We start from the raw sequence: 24,001 nt of genomic DNA, 5'->3' as shown, positions 1-24,001 counted from the left end.
TACATGGTTACCCTGCTCCAAAACTACTTCTTATTTAAAGTAACGCCCGACCATTCATCTGTACGGAACGGCGATGCAGGCAGGCCCGCGGCATTGTACAAATTACATATCGGGTTAATTCCCCAGGCGTACCTAACGGCTACCGGGTTACTTACCTGTGTACTGCTCACCATAACTTTATCACCAACAATTACGGCATCCGCCCAATAAAATTTCTGGTCGGCACCGGCAATGGCAAACCCTTTTAGTGGTTGGCCGTCGGTGGTTTTAAGGCCGTCTCCAAATTTAAAGGAAAGCGTTATTTTATCATTATTGATGGTATACTTTTGAAATATAGGGCCGGAGTAATCTATCTTTTCACCATAGGTTTTAGCAAGGGCGGCCAATGCCAGCCTACGTCCTACTTCTTGCTTGTTTTTTGGGTGGATATCGTACCCGCCCAAATCAATAGCGACGGCCATGCCTGTATTTGGAAGCGCCAGTGTTTTAAGTTGTGCTTCCCGCAATTCGGCCCAATCTGAAGCTGAGGGCTGCGGTTCGGTGATGTAGTAATTGGCCAGTTGCACAAAATAAAAAGGAAAGTTACCCTCGCCCCACCTGTTACGCCAATCGTTGATCATGGTGGGGAATAATTGACGGTACTGGTACGCCCTGCCGGAATTTGATTCGCCCTGGTACCAGATAGCGCCTTTAATAGCGTACTGGATAAATGGGTTAATCATTGCGTTGAACAAAACAGAAGGCCGGTTGGGGCTTTTAGGATCGGTTGGAAAAGGCGGCATGCTTTTAATGTTCATACCTACATGATATTGCCAGGCATTGTTTAACGGGATTTGCTGGCCATTATCATTTGCCAGGTATAGTAATTTGGCATCACTGTAAAGGCCTCCATTACCCATGCCATCAAACACGCGGATGGTAATAATATTTTCGCCGGCTTTAACCAGGTTACCGGGTATGGTATACATCCTTGGTGTATTATAAACTGCGGTTTCACCAACTTTTTCGCCATTGAACCAGGTAATATCAGCATCATCAACCGCGCCCAGGCTTAATTTAAGCGGCTTGCCCGCCCAATCATCAGGAACAACTATTTTTTTGTGTAACCAGATAACGCCATCAAAATTTGGTAAAGTTTTCTCTAAAATAGAGGGCAAAACCATATCGTGCCATTTAGAAACATCCAGATCTGCCGCCAGCCAAACCGGCTTGCCCTGGTTATATCCCGAATCCTTTTCGGCAATAAGGCTTTGCCATTGCTGCGCCTTAAGCAGGTAAGCTTTTTGGGCTTCTTCCTTATCCTCTGTTTCAACAGTGGTTACAGGTTCAACAAACTCGGGCATAGTGCGTAATGCAGTACCGCTTGTCCAGGCCTCGGCAATAGTTCCGCCCCATGAGGTATGAATTAAGCCGATGGGTATATTTGTTTTACTATAAATTTCCCTTGCAAAAAAATAAGCAACCGATGAAAATTCGGCCACATTTTCGGGCGTGCAGGGCACCCAACCGCCTTTGGTTACTTTTGCATCGGCCAAGGGTACACTGCTGGTTATATGCTCAACCTGCAACAAACGGATATTCGGGTAATTGGCCCCGGCCATTTCTTTTTCATAATTATTTATTTTTCCCCATCCCGCCACCGGCATTTCCATGTTCGACTGGCCAGAGCATAACCACACTTCGCCTATCATCACGTTCTTCAACTCCAGCGCCTCTCCATCCGAAATGGTGATGGTAAAAGGCCCGCCATAGGACGGCGTTCCAACTTTTATTTTCCAGTTTCCGTCAGCATCTGCCATGGTGCTGTATTTTTTGCCAGACCAGGTTGTTGTTATCACTACTTTTTTACCGGCTTCGGCCCTCCCCCATATGGCAGCCTTGGTTTTTTGTTGCAAAACCATATTATCGCTAAAAACAGATGGCAGGCTTACTTTGGCACTGCTTAACTGCGCAGTAACCAAAAATGAAAACACGGTTAATAATAACGATTTGAACATAACTTAATTTATAAAGGTTTATTTTTCCTTGCGGATAAAAGTAGCACCTTAATTCAAATTATTTACAAATCGCTAACTTTATTACAAAACAACTGTTTGGGATCGTGAAACCAATTCAATCCACTGAAAAATAACAATCTGGCGTTTAGCTTATCTCAGCAATTTGTTTTCCCCTTCTATTTCCACGTTTTCCTGTTGCGCTACGGCCTTATATTCATAACTGCCTTTTAAAGGCAAGGTAAGTTCAAAGCTACCATCGGGTTTAACGGGTACCCAGGCGCTGGCCGTCCATTTGCCGGCGTACAGGGTTTCAACCTGGCCACGATAAGGCCTGTAATCAAAACGGGCCAGTTTAACCAAAGGCGTTTTGTAGTTTACTATCCTGCCTTTTAATACCACCAAGCCCTTTGACAATGCAGTACCACCGGTTTCAACAATAACCGCTTCTTTAAAAGCGGGGTTTACATTATCCAGCTTAATAACAACGGGGTTTGGCCAGCGATGATCGTCATAAATACGCTGTGCTTTCACTACCGATACTTCCAATCCTTTGGCTGTTTGGGTATAACTGCAGCTTACATCATCGCTTTTATATTCAATTACCTGGCTGTTTTGCCCCAAAACGCTTATTTTGGTATCGGGCGTACTGATTGCAGAACGAATAAGGAAAGTTTTACGCGTACCTTCCTTCCAGTCGGCGGCATCGGTTACTATGGCGTAAAGGGTATGCCCATTCTTCGCGGTAAACCAAATGTTACCTTCTTTGCTCACCACCCAACTCCGTACATCATCAACACATTCGCGGTTTATAAAATACCATGCCGACATTTCGCGCAACCGTTCTTCCTGCTCTATAGGTAGTTCGCCGTTAGGTTTTGGGCCAACGTTCAATAACAACGATCCGCCTTTAGCCCTGGCTTCTATCAATAAACCAATCAGCTGGCTGCCCGATTTATAACGCTCGTTAGTTGGCTGGTAGCCCCATGCGGTACCCATGGTAATGCATGATAACCATGGTTCGTTGATCATTGCCCCCGGCATAATCTGCTCGGGCGTTTTGATAGCTCCACGGGTAATAAGCAAATCGGGCTGCAACTTCCAGCAGGTTTGCTTTACAATTTCTTTGGGGTCGCCATCAATAAAAAGTACATCTATTTTGCCGTATTTGGTCATCAGTTCTTCGCATTGCTGCCGGGTATAATCATCATAGGCTTTGCGGGTAGCAGCATCCATTTTAACATCGGTGCGGCTTATCGTAATATGATGGTCACGCAAAAAATTAAAATCCTCGGGCGAAAAATAAAACCCTACCTGCAGGCCTACTTCACGTGTGGCATCAACAAATTCTTTTAACAGGTCTTTTTTATAGGGTGTGTTGGTAATATTAAAACCGGTAGTTTTAGTATCCCACATACAAAAGCCAGAGTGGTGCTTGCTGGTAAAAACAATATACTTCATGCCGGCAAGTTTGGCCAAAACAGCTATTTGGTGCGGGTCGAATTTTGATGGATCAAAAGTTTTCGGCAATTCGGTAAAATAGCGGTTCACGTAATCGTCGCTTGCGCCTACCAGTGAGTGGCTGATAACTACACCCAACTGCCCATCCATACTAAAATGGATAAATAGGCCCAAACCTGTATTTTTAAGCCAAAGCTCCCGTTCGGGCTTGTTCAGGTTATAGTTACTCGCGTTGTCATCTTTCACCAGGTCGTTTTGTGCAATGGCTCCATTGCAACATATCACCAGCACTAACAAACAAAAATATCTTCTCATCATTATTAAAAATAAAAAAAGGAAGGGCAGCCAAACCCTTCCTTAAACCAAATCTATCAATTTATTAACACGAATGCATTATTTATCCCACCACATCCTTGTCAGGAACTCATCGGCACCCTGCCGCGCTATTGCAGCAGCATAGGATGCGGCATTAAGATTTTGCTCGGATATAGGGTACAACATCCTCCGGAATATTTTGCCGCCTGTGGCATTACCTACATAATTATTAGGCACCAAAGCCGGATATCCCGTACGCCTGTAGGTAGCAAATACCTCCTGCGCATCCGGGAAAATACCGATCCAAAACTGGGTATAAATCTGCGCCATTTTTTGGTCAAGCGTACCTGCCGAATTAAACTTATGGTAATTGATATAGGTATTAATCTGGGCATCGCTTATTGCGCCCGCGCTGCCGCCAATAATAGCCCACTGGCGCATAGATGCCGCGATGCCGCTCTCGTACAATGACGATGCAGTAGCCGCGCTATACCATCCTCTTGAGGCAGCCTCTGCAAGCAGAAAATAGCTTTCGGCAGCAGTAAATACCAAACGGGGAGAGTTTAAAAGCAGGATAGTTTTAGGGTTAGGTTCAGAGTAAGTTACAAAATCGGCCGGCTTGGCATTCAACGAAGCCGACATGCCTTTTTGTATTGATGATGTTGTATCGGCTACGCCTGCGTTATAAACTATAGACACAACGCCTAAACGCGGGTCTTTGTTGGTTTTCAGGTAAGTGATAAACGGTTCCTGATATTTGCCGCCTTCGGTATTGGTAGTTCCGTTTTGAGCAATGTAATCATTGTTCCAAAGATCATTTGCCAACGGATTTTTATTGATATCCTGGCCCGATCCAACATACGACACTTTGGCAATGTCGGCATCGTTTAATATGACACCGCCGGCTATAGCTTTTGTTGCCCATGACTGCGCCGAAGTTAAATCAACCTTAGTCATGCGCATAGCACATCTTAACATTAATGAATAGGCGAATTTTTTCCATTTATCAGTGCTTCCCCCGTAAATCAGATCGGCGGCGCCAAACGTCGCTTTGCTGGCGTCAAGCGATGTAGCAGCCTGGTCAAGCTCTTTCAGCATATCTGCATATATATCTTTCTGCGCATCATATGCGGGCTTATAAATAGAGCTGTTATAACCCTGGCCGGCCTGTGAGTATGGAATATCTCCATACAAATCGGTAAGCCTGCTAAAACAATATACCCGCCAGATGCGTGCCTCGGCAACCAGGTTAACCTGCGATGCATCGGTGCCTGCTGCCTTTATAACCTCCACCAATTCGTTGATCTCGTTAGGATAAGCATTGGCGAACGCCGCAAACGACTGCTGGCTTTGAGCTAAAACGTATTTACTGCCAAAACCTGCAACATCATTAAAGCTGGTAGTATACTGCATAGTTCCCAGTAATAAATCAAGCATGCGGGCCGTACCATCATACTCAGCTTTGGTAAATATATATTGAGGAACAGCTTTTGAAGACGCGTTGGGGTTTACGTTTAGCGTATCGAAGTTTTTAGTACATGATTGTGTTGCCATAATGCCAAGCATTAACAGCAAACACGAAGTATATTTTGATATGTGTCTTTTCATCTTAATCAACTTTAAATATTAGAATTTAACTGCCAGGTTTACACCAAGTGAACGGGTACGTGGCAAACCAATTGATTCAAAACCCTGCGTGTTACTGTTGGTAAAACTCTCTTCGGGATCAAAATTCTTTGTCTTTTTGTAAAGCGTCCACAGGTTACGTGATACCAATGAAATACTTGCCGACTGAATATGAATCTTTTTAAGATCGAGACCGGGTAAATTATATGACAAAATAACCTGGCGAAGTTTTACAAAGCTTCCATCATGGGTAAACAGGTCTGAATAAATTTTATAGTTGTCATAATATGTACGTAAGCCACTTACCGGTACGGTGCGCGTATAAGCAGCTCCGGTTTGGTCTACTCCATTTAACACCAGGCCATTTTCACGGCCAGGCAGCGTTGATTTCATTAAACCTAAACGGGTAGCGTACACCTCCATTAATGAGAACACCTTATTACCAAACTTACCATCAAGCAGGAAGTTTAATGAAAAACGTTTGTACCTGAATTCGTTAGTTAAGCCCATAGTAAGCGGAGCAACGCTTTTGCCGAGGGGTTCATATGCTGATTGAACAGGCAAACCTGTAGTTGCATTGAATACCACTTGTCCGCTGCTGTTTTTAACCATATGTGTTCCATATAAAGTACCAAATGACATTCCCTCGGTATTATTTAACAGCGCGTAACCATTTACAGATGTCGCCATTTGAATTGTCGACAGGCCAGGGGCAAGTTTTACTACCTTATTGTCGTTATATGCAACATTATAGTTAACGTTCCAGCTAAATTCTTTTGATTTTACAGGCGAACCGTTTAAAGCAACTTCGATACCCTTGTTACGCACTTCGCCAACATTCAGGATTACATTATTATAACCCGAAGTTGATGAGATAGCCGTATTTACGATATCATTTGTGGTTTTACGATCATATAAGGTAACATCAATGCCCAAGCGATTCTGCAGCATCTGAAGTTCCAGACCCGCTTCGGTAGTCGTAGAAGTGTAAGGTTTAAGCGCACTATTGGTAATGTTATTACTGGTAACATTTTGCAATGGCTGCCCGGCACTTGGAACATTGCTATAAGTAAGATTAATTACATAAGGATCAGGAGCACCGCCGCCTACCTGCGCCCATGAGGCCCTCAGCTTGGCCAGGGTAAAAAACTGAGGTAGTTTAACAGCATCTGACAATATAAAGCTACCACCCACACTTGGATAAAAAATGCTGTTATTTTTAGAGCTTAATGTAGAAAACCAATCCTTTCGGCCGGTGAATGATAAGAATACAAGGCTTTTGTAATCAAAATCGGCCGAACCAAACACCGAGTTAGTAACTATTTTGGCATTATAAGGAGTAGTTGACGTTGTGGCAAGGTTGGTTGAGCTGTAAAAATAAGGAATAACAAACTGCGAACCATTTACGGTTTGTTGATTTGTGATGTTTTTACGGCTGTTTACACCGCCTAATACCGAGCCATTAAAGTCACTTACAATTTTTGTTTTGTATGATACGGTCACCAGTTCGTTGGTTTCAGACACATCTGACTTTATCGACTGATATTGCCCATTAGGAACGTACAATGTACCTGTTGGTAGTATGTTTGAATAATTGTAATTAAAAAAGTCGCGACTTAGAGTAGCTTTAAAAACCAGGTTTGTTATTGGTGTGTACGATACCGATCCCTGGCCTATAAAACGGTCTTTAACGTCATCTTCTTTAAATTTATTAATCACAAAGTAACCATTTGAAGCGATGGCGGCATCATTCCACACCTGCTCATTACCGTTGGCATCGTAGCCTGGTTTAAGCCAGCGTATATCAACGGTATTTGCAACCTCAAGCGGAGTCCAGTTAGGGTTTCCCAATGCATCGCCGGCCCCGGTGCGGTTATGACCAGTTTCGATATTATACTGCGCCAATGCTTCTATGGATATTTTATTGGTTAACTTACTGGTTAAAGCCAGGTTAAAGGTTTTACGATCATAAGTTGTACCCGGCAAAATACCTTTGCTATTCAGGTCGGCAGCCGAGAAACGATATGTGATGGCCTCATTACCGCCCAGGAACGCAAGGCTATTAGTGTAAGTACTCCCGGTTTGATAATAATTTTTAAGGTTATCTTTTTGAGCTGTATAAGGATGTGTTTTACCATCAACAGCAACATAATCTGTCGAACCGTCAATTTTTGCACCCCACGAGCGCCTGCCGGTGCCCTGGGCGGTGGCCAGTGTTGTTGGTTTTACGCCTCCGTCACCCTGACCATATTCATATTGATAATCTGGAAAAACCGCGACATTATCATAAGTAGCGGTTGAATTATATTCAATTCCTACTCCTTTTTGAACCCTTCCTTTTTTGGTAGTAATCAATATAACACCGTTTGCTGCCCGTGAACCATACAAAGCTGCCGCAGTACCTCCCTTTAATACGCTGATGGACTCGATGTCGTCAGGGTTTAAAGCGGCTATACCATCGCCGCGGTCAACGTTATTGGTAATACCGTTGACAGTTGGTGCACCGCCGGGTACGCTATTATCAATAGGCATACCGTTTACTACGTAAAGGGGTTGGTTATCGCCGGCAAGGCCACCATTACCACGTATAACTATACGGCTTGAACCACCAGGGCCGGTTGATAAACCCGCAGCATTTACACCCGCGACTTTACCTGTTAAGGCATTGGCAACGTTATTTTCGCGGGCCTGGGTAAACTCGGCTCCTTTAACTTCGGTAACAGAGTAACCTAATGATTTTCTTTGCTTACTGATACCAAGCGCAGTTACCACAACCTCGTTAAGCGTGCTGTTATTCTGTTTCAATTTTATTTGAACAGGCGATGTTAAATCCGTTACGGTAACTTCCTCTTTATTATAACCAATATAAGCAACCAACAAGGTTAATGGTTTCCCGGTGAATTTATCGGGAACCACCAGTTTAAAATTACCCATTACGTCAGTCGAAGTCCCGATTTTAGGGTCGGCCTTTAAATATACCGATGCACCAATAACAGGCAGGCCGTCTTTTTCGTCAACCACTTTACCTATTAAGACAGCGGCAACTACCGGGGCGGTATTAACGGTAGTTTCTCTTATCGAGTAGATAGAGATCTGGCTATCATTGATTTTCCGATATTCCAGTTGAAAAGCTGCCAGTAACTGTTTCAGGTTTTCATCAAGGTTAAATTGCTTGGCGTTGTTAAATAAGCTTACCGGTATAAATTTATTATCCAGCAACCCTTCCTGGTAAGCAATTTGTACATTGAATTGCTTTTTGATATTTTCAAGCGCGTCCTTTAACAGCACTTTGTTTTCGGCAACCTGCTGCATGGCATAGCCAGGGGCTTTTGTATGAAACCTGTTATTGCTGGTAAGCGCCAGCTGAGCGTAGCCGTAAACCGACTGGCCGAGCAACACCAACAAGAAACAGCAACATTTTAAAAAAGTTGAAAAGTCAAATTTTCGCATAAATGAGTTGTTTAGGGGTTAATTTTTTGTGATTGTGATGTTTTTGTCTGATTGGGTGACCTTTACCGATAATGTAGTGGAGATAGTTTCCAAAAGTTCGTCAACGTTTGATACACTTATCTCTCCTTCAATTTTCAGATTGGCAATAGCCGGGTCGGTATAATCAATGTGATACCCATAATCGTCGGTCATGACCTCGCCGATTTGTGATAACGTAGCATTGTTAAAAAGTAATTGGTGGTTTGTCCACTGTGTTAATTTCTCGGGCACAGCAAGCTTCTTTTGGGTTACCACCTTCCGGTGGGCGTATTCCACGTAATCGCCCGGTTTCATCACCAGCAGCCGGTTGTTATGCGATGCCTGATCAAGGTATTCCAGCATAATTTTACCGCTCACCAGGCCCACATTGGTTTTATTGTGCCTGTTACGCACATTAAAGGAGGTACCTAACACCTCGATATTAACATCATTGCAATGCACAATAAATCTTTCGGTGGCTTTTATATGGCGTGGGTCTTTATTGAGATGTTTTACACTGAAAAAGCCCTCACCGCTGATCCAAACTTCTCTTGCCTTTTTGTCCCAGTTATTGGCGTAAGATAATTTGGAATTACCGTTAAGTATCACTATCGAATTATCGGGCAGGGTAACGGTACGCAATTCGCCAAAAGCGGTAACTACTTCATTCTTTGAATTGTATTTCAGCATCCAGAACGCTATTCCAACTGATGATACCAATAAGATCATCGCAGCTACGCGCAGGAAGACGTTTAAGCGAAATACTTTTTGTTTTACTGTCCTTTTACCGTGTAAAGTACCCTCAATACGGTTCCAAACTTTTTGTTGATTTGCTTCGTTTGTAAAAACATCCTGCTTACGGTAAGCCAGTATAATTTGGGTAGCTTCGTCAATAATTTCCTTTTGAGCAGGGTACATAGCTGTAACCGATTGCCAAAAGTTGATATCATTTTTAGTGGGGTTGATAACGAACTGAAGAAAATCGTCATCATCTAAAAAATCCTGTAGGGTATAAGTGCCGTATTTTGCAATCTCCATGCTATATAAGTTTCTGATTTAAACCTTATATACATGAGCATACGGGAATTATCCCTCCTAAATAAAAATTAATTTAATTTGTATGAATATGGGTACCTAAACAGCCATAAAGGCCAATTACAATGACCAGTTTTGAAGTTTTTAGCGCGCCCTGCAAGTTGTTGAACGCTTTGTAAAGCAGCTTATAAGTAGAGTTGATGTTGATTTCCATAATATCGGATATCTCCTCATAGCCCAGGCCTTCGTAAAAACGCAGGTAGATGATTTCCTGCTGCCTGGCCGGCAAAGTTTTTACTACCGTTTTTATTTTATGCTGAAGCTCGCGTTCCTCTTCATTGGCAATAATCTGGTGATCAAATGAGATCTCGAAAGAAAAATTGTAATCGGTTTCTGATTCCAAATCCACAAAACGCGATTGGCCCTGCATTTTGCGAAAAATAATACCGCGAAGCGATTTATATAAATAGTTTTTTACCGACACCGGATTGCCAAGACCTGCCCGGTTTGTCCAAAGTTTAATAAACAAGTCATGAATAGCATCCTCAATAATGTTTACATCGCGGGTAAATTTGTACCCATAATTATTGAGTACTTTAAAATAATTATTGTAAAGCTGGGTATAGGCGTCCCAACTGCCCTCTTTAAAGGCAAGCCATGTTGCAACATTGTCACCATAAACACCTACAATACTTTCAGACATAATAAAGTTAAAACCGCCTACTTTTTAAAAAATGAATTTAAGTACAATGTAATAAATTATAACAATCATTTTACATAAACTTTAAATTATGTTTAGCAAAAAATTTAGCTGCAAAACACAGACTGTTAGATAAATCGATTACATTAACTTAGATGCAGGTAGTTGACTATGAAAGACGAGGAAAAACTAATTTTTAACAATCTTAAATAGCAAAACATCCATTTTGGATTGCCGGCAGATGGTATTGATAAAAAAACGATTTTGCTATTCGTAACCTGAAGGATGTGCATGCTACCCACCCCTACGAATCGCTCATTTTCAGGCCTGACTTTTTATCGTTTGTATTTTTAAAGAACGGATACGGCAAGTGTACTACCGATGAACTGGTTTTGATACGGTACCTGGAACTATCTTACAAATCCGGGGCATTATAAATCATATAACCGGCACTTTGCTCATTATTTTTTGCAACCGGGCAAGCTCGGTCACTCCGAAAGTATCGAAGCTTAGCAGCGCGGTAAGCCATCGCTCTTTTGAACGATGGCTCCAATAAATGTTTTTTTGCAAAGAGTGATCGTCCCAAACTCGCAAACGTGCTCTGTTCGGCCCCAAGGGTTTATAAGGGGTATGTGGCTTGATTCTTTTTTGCAAGGCTAATCTTTATAAACAAAAGTGTCTTCACTGTTTTTTTCAGCTCGACCTGGTAGTTACTCAACATAGTTGTTGTGAGCATCTAAAGCCAATACATCATCTCCATCTTTTTTGGGTTTTATCTGATTGGCTCTTAATGACATGATATTGAATTACTTCAACACCGATACCGCTTTATTGGCATCCCCTACTCCCCAAACGGTACCGGGCTTATCGCCCATGGTTATTTCCAACTCGCCGCCGGCCATCAGGGTTTTGTGCGAAAAATAGGTTTTGGTATAATTTACACCGTTTAGCTTCATGGCGTTGATGTACATATTTTTAGGCCCGTTGTTTTTTACAACGATGTGAAATGTTTTATTGCCTTGCAGTTTCAGCCTTGCCTCGGTGATTACCGGGCTGCCAAAAACATACAGGCCATTTGCCGGATTAACCGGGTAAAAGCCGAGGGCCGAGAGTACGTACCATGCCGACATCTGGCCAACATCTTCGTTGCCAATAATACCGTCGGTTTTAGTGGTATAAAAATCATCCAGGATATAGCGCACTTTGGCGGCTGTTTTCCATGGCTGGCCCGAGTAATCATAGTAGTAGGCCATTGGGTGGCCAGGCTCGTTGCCATGGGCATACTGGCCTATTAATCCCGAAACGTCGGGCGATTTAAATTTACCCATATCGCCCTCGGCAATAAATAACGAATCGAGCTTGATATTAAATTTATCTTTGCCACCCAGCAAATTAATTAATCCCTCAACATCCTGTGGCACCAGGAAAGTGTATTCCCAGCCATTGCCTTCAGTAAAGTCACCTGTTTCATGAATCGAGATAAATGGGCTGTACGGCGTGCGCCATGAATTGTCGGCCAAACGGCCACGCATAAACCCGGCCTTAGGATCGTAGTAGTTTTTGTAGTATTTGCCGCGCTTGCTAAAGTATTCATAATCGGCTGTTTTACCCAGTTTTTTGGCAACTTGTGCAAGGCACCAATCGTCGATAGCATATTCCAAACCCATCGAAACAGATTCCGCTGTGCTATCTGCAGGAATAAAACCGAGTTTTTTAACAAATTTAACGCCGCGTGCATCCTGCATGGCGGTAGTTTTCATAGCCTCATATGCAAGGTTAGCATCAAAACCTTTGTAGCCTTTAAGCAATGCATCGGCAACAACGGGCACCGCGCTATAGCCAACCATACAGTTAGTTTCATTAGCCATTAAATGCCAGGTTGGCAAAGTACCCTGCTGCTGGTAAATAGCCAGCATCGAGTTTATCATATCGTTGGTATGCTCCGGGTGGATAATGGTTGACAGCGGGTTATTAGACCTGTAAGTATCCCATAACGAAAAAGTGGTTACATTATTAAAACCAACGTTTTTATGTACCTTTTTATCGGTACCCCAATATTCGCCGTTTACATCGTCGAATATAGATGGTGCCACCATGGAGTGATAGAAGGCGGTATAGAACTTTTTCAATATCGACAATGAATCGGCTTTGATATTGATTTTACCTAACTGTGCATTCCATGCCTGGTCGGCCTGGGTAACAACTTTTGCAAAATCCCAGCCGGGTATTTCGGCTTTAATGTTTAGCATGGCATTTGCCGAACTTACCGGCGAAATACCAACTTTAGCATACACAACCTCGCCCTTTGAGGTAGCAAAGCTGATAACGCCTTTAACTTTTGCTCCTTTTAATTTGGTACCGGCAACTTTGGCTGTACTGTCATAAACCGCGAATTTTTCTATCGGCTTTGAGAAAACAGCGGTAAAGTAAATCCGCTGATCAGCCGCCCATCCTTTTGAAAAACGGTACCCGCTGATGGTGTACTTATCTTCCTGCTTAATGTAGGTTTCGTACGATCTGTCCCAGCCAATCCCTTCCTGTAAGTCAATCACAATATGCGCATCTTTTGATGCTGGGAAAGTGTATTTGTGCATCCCTACCCTGGTACTGGCTGTAAGCTCGACACCGATATCGTAGCGTTTTAGCTTAACCTTATAGTATCCGGGCTTCACAACTTCGTCCTTATGGCTAAAAAGTGAAACATAGCCATCTTGCATATCTTTCAAGCTGCCTTTAAAGGTTTTGATGGCACCAGTGGTTGGCATAAAGGAGATATCGCCCAAATCGCCGATACCGGTACCGCTTAAGTGGGTATGCTGAAAGCCGACGATGGTTGAATCTGAAATATGGTAACCCGAGCACCAATCCCACCCTTCGGACAGATTAGTTGGCCCTAATTGCACAGCACCAAAAGGAACGTTTGCGCCTACAAACACGTGGCCATGAAAGCCGGTGCCGATATAAGGATCGACATATTTGGTAAAAGAGACAGGCACCGCTTTCCCGGTTTTTTGGGACTTATGGGCCTGGCCAAATGAGCTTGATGTTAAGACAGCCAGTATTCCGGCTAAAAAGATCTGTTTTTTCATTCGTTATTTATAGATTGTATGACGGGTTTGCACAAACATAAACCCGGCTATATAATAGATGATTAATAAACGCTTAATTCGGCAACGGTAACGCCATTGCCCACTATAACATGCTCAGCCTCAAACTTAAAATACCTGGCGCTTACGGGGTTGCTTAAAACAACCGGCTGCACAATCGGGTTCGATTTAATATTCGAAAACTCTCCCGAAGCCACTTTCACCCATTCTTTGCCATCCAGGCTTGTATAAAAAACATACCGGTCAACAATGCCGTCCGGCTGCTTATCCTGTCTTGGTAAATATCCAAACGCTTTAATTTGGCGGGCAGTGCCCATATCAATGGCTATTTGCTGCGGAAATTTTGCATCATCCTTGCTTAATGTACTGTATAGCGTACTGGTGTGCTCATCAATCGCATTTTCGGCCCGGTTACCACCGTCATTTTCGGCAGTCGCATCAATGATTTTCCAATCTGTTTTGGCATAGCCAAATGAGGCAAAAGCAACATCGCTTTTCTGCCCCTTGCCTTCAAAGCTACGTGCTTTAACAATCCCTCCATCGGCCAATAAAACCGGTTCCTTGTAAACCGGCGAAGTAGGGGTTGGCTCCTGTCCGTTTAAGGTATACCTGATGGCACTCACCGGAGCTTCGGTTGTTATGCTAACCTCACCTTTTTTGTTCCGGGCAATTTTAGGGGCCGTTAAATGTACAGGCTCCTTAAATAATCCAAAATCGCTAAGCGCTATGGCAACAGGCGATTTGGTTATCCTTAACCTTAACTTACTTGCCGTAATGTTTTGAGTTAAACGGATCAGCCTGTTACCGCCAATGCTGGTGGCTGCGCCGATCTGCTGCCATTTGCCGTTCATAAAAGCATCCACATCAAAAGCCTCTATCCGCTGGCCTAACTTAATATTTTCGCGTAAGCGGATAACGTTGAATGTTTTTGGCGTGTGCAGGTCGATAGTTAAGCTGGGCGTGGTTACTTTATCATCCGTAGCCCAATAGCTATACCGGTCATTATCTAACAAAAGCTGTGGACCAAAGCTTAATTTATTGCCACCACGGATATTACTCGCTGTAACAGTAGCCCCCTTTGCCAGGTTAACCGCAAAGGTTTGTTTTAACAGGTTACCAAATTGGGTAAGGGATTTAACGTCTATCTCATTTACAATCCCCCGCGGATCTGGCGATAAGCCTAAATCCAGCGCCGCGCCGCGGCCAACACTTTTGTAATACAGATCAAGCAATGTATAGGGCGATTTCACCCCGTCGTCCTGTGTTTTGTGGTAAAACCATCCGGGCCTTAAGGACACGTCGCATTCGGCCGGCATCCAATAATCGCCGTTGCGGGTACCTTCAGTGCCTTCGTAGTCTTTTACAAAACCATTGCCCGGCTTTTTACCTTCTACCGGGGCATGGGGCGTATAGGTTGCCCAGCAGGTTTCGCCGGCATGGCCTTCTTCATTACCAACCCAGCGTACATCGGGGCCAACATCACCAAAAATAACGGCGTTTGGTTGCAATTTACGGGTAATGGCCCAGGTAGTGTCCCAGCCATAATAGGTCGATCTGTCGATATGTCTTACCTCGCGCTTACCGCCATAGTAGCCATCGCCGCCGTTGGCGCCATCATGCCATGATATAAACAGCGGGCCATAGTTTGTATATAATTCGCGTAATTGTTCGCGGTATATTTTGATATATTCATCGGTTCCATAATTAGGGTTATTCCTGTCCCAGGGCGAGCAATATACACCCAACTGCATTCCTAATTTATCGCAAGCCTCGCGGTATTCTTTTAAAATATCGCCTTTGCCATTCTTGTATGGGCTTTTGGATATGTTATGTTCGGTTGTTTTAGTGGGCCAAAGGCAAAAACCATCGTGGTGCTTGGCAACCACTACAACGCCTTTGAAACCGCCGGCTTTGGCAGCACCTACAATTTGCATAGCGCTAAACTGCGATGGATTAATCAGTTTAGGGTCTTCATCGCCATATCCCCACTCCTTATCGGTATAAACATCAACGCCATAATGAATAATGCAATACATACCCATTTCCTGCCAGTTTAGCTGCCCTTTGGTTGGCAGCGGGCCGTAGGGCTTTGGCGCGCCTTGGCTAAATCCTTTTAGGCCGATGGCCAATAACAATAATATGATACCTGTAACCTTTTTCATGAATACATTTTAATTTTTAAACCAACCAGCCGGCACCTCCTGCGGTACCGAGCCATTAACACTATACTTTAGGCCCAGCTTAAAGCCGCCGCCACCCTCAATAAAATCAAGCTGAAAAGGGTGTGCCCCCATTTTTAAGACCACCTGCCCGCTGCGTTCCTGGGCCGAATGGTTGCCATCGTTGTCTACAACCGTGTTGGGGCCTATTTTTAAAACTCCGCCATCGTCGCAGGTAAGGTAAAAGCTGTAAATACTATCAGCGGGTACATCAATATAGCCTTTATAAGTAATACCAAATGATGGCGCTTTTACAGTTGCCGGTACTTCAATTTTATCTGTGGTAAATGTACTATCAACTTTAGCATCCTTCATAAAAGTTGTTGCTTTAAAGTAAGCTTTGTAATAAGTACAGGCCAGGCCGGGTTTCGGCGGCGCTATTTTAACCGGGCCAAGCATTTGTTGTTGGGTATAATTCAGGTTGTAAACATCACCGCGGGTGCCATTTTGGGTAAAAGCTGCTACCCTTATCAATTCTGATTTTTTGATAACCAATGGTGTGGGCAATATCGGGGAGTTTACGCCTGGCAGGGTTCCATCGGTAGTATAACGGATGGTTAAAGTTGGCAAAGGCGATGCAATGCTTAATTTGCCCTCATTGGTAAATACATATTCGTTTAACAGGCCCGGCAAATCCGGCAGGCGATAATTTATCCCTAAGGCATCCATCCTGCTATACTGGCGTACCAGGCGTTGCAGGTAGGAATTATATTTATCGGGCTGATTTGTCCAAAGCATTTCGGCAAGGGCTGTCATCCGGGGCATGGCCATATAATCGGCACGTCGCTCGGATGGAATCCGTTCCGACCAGATGTTAGCCTGGGCGCCGATGATCGATTTAGCTTCCTGTTTATTTAGTACTTTAGGGATTGGGTTAAAATGATACACCCGGTCAACCGAATATTGATCGGGCTGGTTATCAAAATATAAAGGCTCGCCGGGCGTCATGATCACCGTATTACCGTTTTTTACCGCTTCAACAGGCGCATTAGGTACCCATCCGCGCCAGTACATTACAATAGCGGTAGGGCTGATGCCACCTTCAATAATCTCATCCCAACCTATTAATTTACGGCCTTTGGAGTTAAAAAACTTTTCCATCCGGTTAATAAAATAGCTTTGCAGCGCTGCCAGGTCTTTTATTCCTTCTTTCTCCATCAAAGCCTTGCAGGCATCTGATTTACCCCAATCGGTACGGTCAACTTCATCGCCTCCAATGTGGATATATTGGGATGGGAAGATGTCCATAATTTCGGTAAATACGTTTTGGGCAAACTCAAAGGTTGTTTCGTTACAAGGGCAAATGGGTTTGGTGAACAGCGTTCCCCATTTATTCTCGCCATTACAGGTTAAAAACGGGTACGAATTGATGGCGGCCATCATGTGACCCGGCATATCTATCTCGGGAATAATATCAATGTGTTTTGCCGCGGCATAAGCTACAACACCCTTTATTTCCTGCTGGGTGTAAAAACCACCGTAAAGTGTTTTACCGCCGCGCTGATTGATATGCTCCTTATCGATCACAAAATCGGGATTATCTTTTGAAAGTTTCATACACAACGAATCCTGGTCGTTGAATGTGCGCCATGCCCCCTCTTCGGTTAGTTTGGGATATTTTTTTATTTCGATGCGCCAGCCCTGGTCGTCGGTCAGGTGCAGGTGCAGCTTGTTCATTTTGTAAAGCGCCATCCTGTCGATAAACTTTTTAAGATAGCTGATAGAAAAAAAGTGCCGCGAAACATCCAGGTGCATACCGCGCCACCCATAAGCGGGCTCGTCCTGAATAGTCAATACGGGCAAAACTAACTTTTTGTTTGTTGTGCCTTTTTCTATGGAAACAGGTAACAATTGCCTGATGGTTTCGATAGCATGAAAAACGCCGGCCCCGGAGTTAGCTAAAATTTCGACATGCTTTGGCGTGATGGTAAGCCGGTAGCCTTCTGATACTGTTATATCGGCACTTTTAATGATGCTTATTGCTGATGCCGATTGATTTTTAGTTAGAATTAGCTTTTGTCCAAGCCCTTTTTCTAAAAGAGCAGCGAGTTCTTTAGCCTCGTTCTTAAATGCTGGCCCGCTCACAGTTGTTCGTGCGGTTATAACAAAAGCACCTTTACCCGATGTTAATTTTGCAGGATAAGGTATCAGTGGAAATTTAGCTGCGTCTTGTGCGTTTGAACTAAACCATACAAACAAGAGTGGGGTTACCAGCTTGATGCCGGCATTTTTTCGTAAAAAAGCTATCATTGATAGTTTGTGTTTTGAGTAATATTTTCCTGAAATTATCTAACGCCAATTATCCCGCTCGCCTAACAAAGTTATGATAAACCTTGCTTTTTATGTGTCACAATAGCTAATCCCAATAATTTTATAAACATATTAAAACTTTTTAATTTTATTAAAGAAGATTAACACGAATTGAAGCGAATTAGCGCAAACAAAGGGTTCAAAGTTGGTTTACTAATTGCAACTAATACTGAGCTTAAAATTTGGCGAACTATGCAAATTCGTGAAATTCGCCTCAATTCGTACAATTCGTGTTAGTTCAATTCGTGAAATTCGATTTAATCTGCTCAATTCGTGTGTACTCAAACATTTATCCAGCCTGCTTGTTTATTACTTATGATAACCAGCGGCGTAACATTCGGTATTAATAAAGCAGACGGGACCCATATTATTATTGCTATCGATCCGGCAAATACCAATAAGGTAGACGAAAACAACAGTGGAACCTATAAGTTATACAAGGATATAGATAGTCCGAAAACTTTTGATAAAGGTTATCTGGGCGCTATTTTTTTGGATGATACGGAACCCGGGTATCATTATTCTGGTGGTACCGAACTTACCGATTTCGAATTAAAACAATTGGCCAAGCTGATCAGGGATTATCATGCTACCGGCAAAGAGTTTGATGATCATAAACGCGATATCAGCTCTAAATAGTTTTAAGGAATAACAACAGTGTTAAAAGCTTTGAGGTACTTATCTATATAAACCTGTTTTGTTTTTGATTTGTATTGCATAATAAAACGCGGGTGCTCCAGCGCCACAACCTGTTTAAAAAAACGGTGCTCATCGTTAAGCTTGCGCAAAAAGTTTTCATTTTTCCCGGTACCAAAACAAAAACAAACATCAGTTTCAAACCCTATAGCAATTTGCTTTTTGATATTTTCTACAATGAAGGGATACACCGCTTTTGTCAACCCGGGAGTATCGTAATAATTATAATTTACCTCTTTGCCTTTTGGGCCGGTTATTGTAAAGCCGAGCGGGCAAACCGAGTGGATGTAAAACTGCTCATAAAACGCTGTTATACCGCCAAAGGCATCAATCATATCATACACATATTCTGATGATGGTTCATGCGTTATAGGCCCGGTATAGGGTATGTGGCATTTGCTAATCATTCGTTTAGGATCGGTAAATGACACTCCTGTCATACCCGAACCAAAACGCCCCGGATTTATCCCTAATACCAAATGGCGGGGATGATTATCGCTGTAATATTTATTGTAAAACCGGGTAGACACATTTAATGCAAAATTATTGTCCCTGAACGGGTTCATAATACTTATGCCAGTCGGCAGCGTCCCTGTATATTCCAGTTGTTGATTAAAAGCTATTATTCTATCGGCAAAGGTGTTCATACAGGGTAAAATTAGCAAAAAGCTTATGAGATAAAGTTATTTTGGTTCAGCAATCGCTTTAAAAAAGGAGGCACCTACGGAGCCAAACAATAAATATTTATCATGCTATAAACACGTAACTCCTCTGGAGTTGGAAATAATGCGTGTCATTGACTCCTACGGAGTCGCGTGTTTATAGTATAAAACTCAAAAGCAGGGCTCCGTAGGTGCCTCCCGTCTGTTTTAAGTTTAAAAGCCTATATTTTGGTTAGATCTGTTTACTTTTACGTTATGGGCATTGTTAACTTTACTACTTTCCTGGTTACTTCTTTTCTGTTCATCATCTCACCGGGTATCGATACCATTTTCGTGCTTAACAAATCAATTGCCCAGGGCAAAAAGGCTGGTATTTATGCAACGCTGGGTATCACTACCGGAGTGCTTGTACATACTACGCTGGCTGCATTTGGTTTGTCATTAATATTATCACAATCTGCAATGGCTTTCAGCTTTGTAAAATACGCCGGCGCTGCCTACCTGGTTTATCTTGGCATCAGTAAGTTTCTTTCCAAAGAAGAAATTTTAAAACAGGATGTAACCATGGTATTGGAGCCTGTGCGTAAAACTTATTTATCTGCAGTGTTAACCAATACCCTTAACCCAAAAGTTGCCATATTTTTCCTGGCATTTTTCCCGCAATTCATCCATCCGGCACAAATTCACAATGCCCTGCCCTTTGTTTTGCTTGGTATAACTTACGCGCTAATGGGTTTAGCCTGGTTTGCTGTGCTCACGTTTTTTGCCGGTTCATTATCCGGGCGACTAAAAAAGCAGCCTTTATTTAGTTTTTGGCTTAATAAATTTTCGGCAGTTGTTTTTGTGCTGATGGGTATTAAAATAGCTTTCACCAAAAGATAAAATAAAAAAAGTCCCGGTTACTTTACAGCAACCAGGACAATTAAAACACCCCATAAAAAAATCTTACTTCATATATTCTTTATCCAGGAACAAATACCTGTCCCGGTCGTTTTCTGCTTTTTGCCCGCTTTTTACGTCAATGTCCATAAACTTAACCGGGCTTTTACCGGCTGTATTGGCGTCCCACTTTGACAAACCTGCACCGTTTGGATTATAATTTTTAATGAAATTGGCAAAATAGCTCTCCATGGTTTCTGATACTTTATAGTCGTCAGGTGTCCAGGCGTACACTTTATTGCCGCCAAGGTTGCCCATGGCGTACTCAATTTCGGATGCGTGCGATGCGCCAACTGCCGCTGGCATTTTTGGCATAGCCATGCCTCCGTTATTTTTCACAACACCTCCTGCAAGCCCCGGGGCTGCGTTGCCCATTTGTGCTGTCATCGCCGGGCGGATGCGCGAAAAGCAATAACGATAAACAGGTTTGCCACCCGTTTTAATTTGCAGATCGGCCCATTTCCAGGTACTGTACACGATAAAACGATCGCTTGATAAGGCGGTTGCTGATTTAATAACTTCTTCGTCTGTCGAGGCAGGATAAAGTTTCATTACTTCGCCGGCTTTATCGCCATACAAAGTATTTAATGCTTTTTTGTAATTGTCCAGCGTTGGTGCGTCGGCACGCATTACAAACTGGTAAGGCACCTCGGCCGAGTTCCATCCAACTAAAATCGGGATTTTTGCCTGTTCGCCTGCTTCAAAAATTTCGGGCAGCGATTTTGGCAACAAATATCCATCAATAGTTGGCGTATTGGGGGTTGCGTTTGCACTGTAAGCCGCGTTGAGTAAATCGGCAGCGGGTATAGCCCTTAAATCAGCTATAGATCCGGCTTTCATGTTGATCGCAAATTTCGCCCCGTTTTTTTCGGCATCAGCCAATGGGATAGAATTTAAAGTTGGTTTTATCCCGGCACCGCTCTCTCCTATCGCCGCGTTGATTAAGTTTTTTGATAACGGCGACGCCATTTGTATTGATACCGATATCGACCCAGCCGATTCGCCAGCGATGGTAACATGATCAGGATCGCCGCCAAATTTGGCTATGTTCTTTTTCACCCATTCCAGCGCAGCATGCTGGTCGAGGTAACCATAATTGCCTGACGAATGGTTTGGCGATTCGGCAGTTAGCTCCGGATGAGAAAAGAACCCGAATATGCCCAAACGGTAATTTACAGTTAATGCAACAATCCCACGTTTAGCCATGCTTTCGCCGTCATAGCGCGATTCGGACCCATCTCCGGCAACTAAGCCGCCGCCATAAAAATAAACCAGTACCGGTAGCTTTTCTTTCATGGTTTTAGCAGGTGTCCAAACGTTAAGATAAAGGCAATCCTCGCTCATCCCCGATGACCTAAAATTCATATCACCAAAAACCGGCCGCTGCATAGGGTTATTTCCAAAATGATCGGCTTTTAAAACGCCCGTCCAGTTTTTAGCGGGTTGCGGCTCTTTCCAGCGCAAATCGCCAACGGGTGGTTGCGCAAACGGGATACCTTTAAAAATAGTTACGGGCGAACCCGCCTCTTTTACACCCTCCAGCGTACCGTTCCCGATAGTTACCTGGTTTGTTTGTGCAATTACCTTCACGGTAGTTAGCTGCACCAGCAGCAATACTGCTAAAAATGGTTTCCTCATGTGGTTTATAATTGGTTATTGGAAATTAATACAAGCATTAGAATAACTATTGTATCATTATGTTACAATAATAATTTAAATTTACGCCGCTAACAAATTTTTTTGTTAATTGCTACGATTTATATGCCCGAAGACAACAACGAGTTCAAAAAACAGGAAGCTGATGCAAAAGGTGAAGGCTATTTGCCCGGCCTGGCTATTGACGCGGTAATTTTTGGCTTTCATGACAAACAACTTAAAGTTTTGCTGCTTGCCTATAAAAACACCGGTTTGTATGCCTTGCCAGGCGGCTTTATTCATGATTACGAAGATGTTAATGAAGCTGCACGACGGGTGTTATTTGATCGAACGGGCCTAAAAAACATCTTCCTTGACCAGTTTTATGTTTTTGGCGACAGAAGCAGGCACGATCCGGAGCCCCTGAAAAAGATTATGTCTGTAAGTGGCAAGATCCCCCCGGCCGACCACTGGTTGCTGAAGCGTTTTGTATCTATAGGATATTATGCGCTTGTAGATTTTACAAAAGCCATCCCTACCCCCGATAGTATCTCGGATAGTTGCGATTGGTATGGCCTTGATGATTTGCCTGAGCTGATGCAGGATCACCGGCTTATCATAAAAAAAGCACTGGAAACCCTGCGCGCCAACCTGGATCAGAAACTGATAGGCTTTAACCTGCTCACCGATGATTTTACCATGGGCGATTTACAAAGCCTGTATGAAACTATCTTGAACAAAAAACTCATCAGGGCGGCCTTTCAGCGTAAGATGCTAAGCCTGGGCATATTGGAACGGATAGCAAAAAAATTTACCGGCGGCGCCCATAAAGCGCCTTACCTATATAGGTTTATTTCCGGAAGATAATTTAGTGTGTTAATTATACCCTTTAATTGTCGTATTACACCCTTTTGGTTTATATTTAATGACTGTAGATTTACATTATCAATCAACAGACATTTAATCACTTGAAACCTCAACTACCATGGCAACAATTAATCCTTATTTGAATCTCCCCGGTACAACCGAAGAAGCTTTTAACTTTTACAAATCAGTATTTGGCGGTGAATTTTTGGCCGTGATACGTTTTAAAGATTCGCCGGGAGGGTCTGAGAACGTAGCCGAAGCAGACAAAGACAAACTGATGCACATTGCCTTGCCCATAGGCAAAAACATCCTGATGGCTACCGATAGCATTGGTGAAATGGGCATGGGCTACAAACAGGGTAATAACTATCATGTCTCTATCAATGCTGATAGCAAGGAAGAAGCAGAAACCATATTTGCGGCTCTATCTGCAGGCGGCCAGGTTATAGTGCCGCTTGCTATGGCCGAGTGGGGCGACCTGTTTGGATGGTTTACCGATAAATTTGGCATATCATGGATGGTAAGTTATTCACCCAACCGCCCACAATAACGTTGACGGTTATGAGCGCGAAAACAATTAACATCACCTACTGGGTGTTAACAATTTTACTGGCATTAGCTATGGCCGGTGACGGTTTTGGCGGAGTTACAAAGCAACAGACAGGTATTGATGTACTGCACCACCTGGGTTATCCCATTTATTTTATGGTGATAGTGGGCACTGCCAAACTGCTTGGGGTAATAGCCATACTGCAAAACAAATACAAGACAGTTAAAGAATGGGCTTACGCCGGCTTTTCATTCACTCTTTTTGGTGCCATTGCGTCAAGGGCTTTTGCGGGCGATGCCATTATTGAGTTCATTCCGCCAATAATCATGCTTGTATTTTTGTTTGCGGCATACTATTTCTGGAAAAAGTTTAATCAATTAAAATCAACTGAATTATAACCAATCACACTAAAAACAA

At 43.1% G+C, this 24,001-nt stretch carries 16 protein-coding genes; 5 read left to right on the top strand and 11 right to left on the bottom strand.

What is annotated here, in order from left to right:
* Nucleotides 1-23: 23 nt before the first annotated feature.
* The 9 genes from BMX56_RS17560 to BMX56_RS17520 form a co-directional block, all read right to left on the bottom strand.
* Complete coding sequence (locus BMX56_RS17560; RefSeq protein WP_090650893.1) at nucleotides 24-1,997, bottom strand: sialate O-acetylesterase; 1,974 nt, start codon at nucleotides 1,995-1,997, stop codon at nucleotides 24-26.
* A 150-nt stretch (nucleotides 1,998-2,147) separates the two neighbouring features.
* Entirely contained in the window at nucleotides 2,148-3,773 is a 1,626-nt protein-coding gene (locus BMX56_RS17555; protein ID WP_090650891.1) for an alpha-L-fucosidase, read from the bottom strand.
* Between the two features lie 75 nt (nucleotides 3,774-3,848).
* Nucleotides 3,849-5,378, bottom strand: coding sequence for a SusD/RagB family nutrient-binding outer membrane lipoprotein (locus tag BMX56_RS17550; RefSeq protein ID WP_090650888.1), 1,530 nt, complete (start codon nucleotides 5,376-5,378; stop codon nucleotides 3,849-3,851).
* An 18-nt stretch (nucleotides 5,379-5,396) separates the two neighbouring features.
* Entirely contained in the window at nucleotides 5,397-8,846 is a 3,450-nt protein-coding gene (locus tag BMX56_RS17545; RefSeq protein WP_090650885.1) for a SusC/RagA family TonB-linked outer membrane protein, read from the bottom strand.
* Between the two features lie 18 nt (nucleotides 8,847-8,864).
* Nucleotides 8,865-9,902 carry a FecR family protein gene (locus BMX56_RS17540; RefSeq protein WP_090650882.1) on the bottom strand — a complete coding sequence of 346 codons (1,038 nt, stop codon included), beginning with the start codon at nucleotides 9,900-9,902 and terminating at the stop codon, nucleotides 8,865-8,867.
* Nucleotides 9,903-9,975: 73 nt separating this feature from the next.
* On the bottom strand, nucleotides 9,976-10,602 hold the full coding sequence (locus tag BMX56_RS17535; protein WP_090650879.1) for an RNA polymerase sigma factor: 627 nt from the start codon (nucleotides 10,600-10,602) through the stop codon (nucleotides 9,976-9,978).
* A gap of 803 nt (nucleotides 10,603-11,405) precedes the next feature.
* Complete coding sequence (locus BMX56_RS17530) at nucleotides 11,406-13,688, bottom strand: GH92 family glycosyl hydrolase (RefSeq protein WP_090650876.1); 2,283 nt, start codon at nucleotides 13,686-13,688, stop codon at nucleotides 11,406-11,408.
* Nucleotides 13,689-13,750: 62 nt separating this feature from the next.
* Nucleotides 13,751-15,868 (bottom strand): alpha-L-fucosidase, encoded by a 2,118-nt coding sequence (locus BMX56_RS17525; RefSeq protein WP_090650873.1) that lies wholly within the window; start codon nucleotides 15,866-15,868, stop codon nucleotides 13,751-13,753.
* A 9-nt stretch (nucleotides 15,869-15,877) separates the two neighbouring features.
* On the bottom strand, nucleotides 15,878-18,175 hold the full coding sequence (locus BMX56_RS17520; protein ID WP_090650870.1) for a family 20 glycosylhydrolase: 2,298 nt from the start codon (nucleotides 18,173-18,175) through the stop codon (nucleotides 15,878-15,880).
* Between the two features lie 375 nt (nucleotides 18,176-18,550).
* Here BMX56_RS17520 and BMX56_RS17515 point away from each other — a divergent pair, with 375 nt between their 5' ends.
* Complete coding sequence (locus BMX56_RS17515; protein ID WP_090650867.1) at nucleotides 18,551-18,874, top strand: hypothetical protein; 324 nt, start codon at nucleotides 18,551-18,553, stop codon at nucleotides 18,872-18,874.
* A gap of 2 nt (nucleotides 18,875-18,876) precedes the next feature.
* Here BMX56_RS17515 and BMX56_RS17510 read toward each other — a convergent pair whose 3' ends face one another.
* Nucleotides 18,877-19,578, bottom strand: a complete 702-nt coding sequence (locus tag BMX56_RS17510; RefSeq protein WP_090650864.1) for a uracil-DNA glycosylase family protein — start codon at nucleotides 19,576-19,578, stop codon at nucleotides 18,877-18,879.
* A 270-nt stretch (nucleotides 19,579-19,848) separates the two neighbouring features.
* Between BMX56_RS17510 and BMX56_RS17505 the strand changes: the two genes are divergently transcribed.
* Nucleotides 19,849-20,475, top strand: coding sequence for a LysE family translocator (locus BMX56_RS17505; RefSeq protein ID WP_090650862.1), 627 nt, complete (start codon nucleotides 19,849-19,851; stop codon nucleotides 20,473-20,475).
* Nucleotides 20,476-20,538: 63 nt separating this feature from the next.
* On the opposite strand, the gene BMX56_RS17500 is transcribed toward BMX56_RS17505, so the two are convergent.
* Entirely contained in the window at nucleotides 20,539-22,170 is a 1,632-nt protein-coding gene (locus tag BMX56_RS17500) for a carboxylesterase/lipase family protein (protein ID WP_090650859.1), read from the bottom strand.
* Nucleotides 22,171-22,293: 123 nt separating this feature from the next.
* Between BMX56_RS17500 and BMX56_RS17495 the strand changes: the two genes are divergently transcribed.
* The 3 genes from BMX56_RS17495 to BMX56_RS17485 all read left to right on the top strand — a co-directional run bounded on the left by BMX56_RS17495 (nucleotide 22,294) and on the right by BMX56_RS17485 (nucleotide 23,982).
* Nucleotides 22,294-23,034 (top strand): NUDIX hydrolase, encoded by a 741-nt coding sequence (locus tag BMX56_RS17495; protein ID WP_090650857.1) that lies wholly within the window; start codon nucleotides 22,294-22,296, stop codon nucleotides 23,032-23,034.
* 118 nt (nucleotides 23,035-23,152) lie between these two features.
* On the top strand, nucleotides 23,153-23,584 hold the full coding sequence (locus BMX56_RS17490; protein ID WP_090650852.1) for a VOC family protein: 432 nt from the start codon (nucleotides 23,153-23,155) through the stop codon (nucleotides 23,582-23,584).
* An 11-nt stretch (nucleotides 23,585-23,595) separates the two neighbouring features.
* The gene (locus BMX56_RS17485; protein WP_090651072.1) at nucleotides 23,596-23,982 is read left to right on the top strand and encodes a DoxX family protein; all 387 of its coding nucleotides are present in this window, start codon (nucleotides 23,596-23,598) and stop codon (nucleotides 23,980-23,982) included.
* Nucleotides 23,983-24,001: the final 19 nt, after the last annotated feature.

It is taken from the genome of Mucilaginibacter sp. OK283 (genome assembly GCF_900110415.1).
GTDB lineage: Bacteria > Bacteroidota > Bacteroidia > Sphingobacteriales > Sphingobacteriaceae > Mucilaginibacter.
The sequence above is the reverse complement of the archived record's forward strand: the minus strand, read 5'-3'. Positions and strand labels throughout refer to the sequence as shown.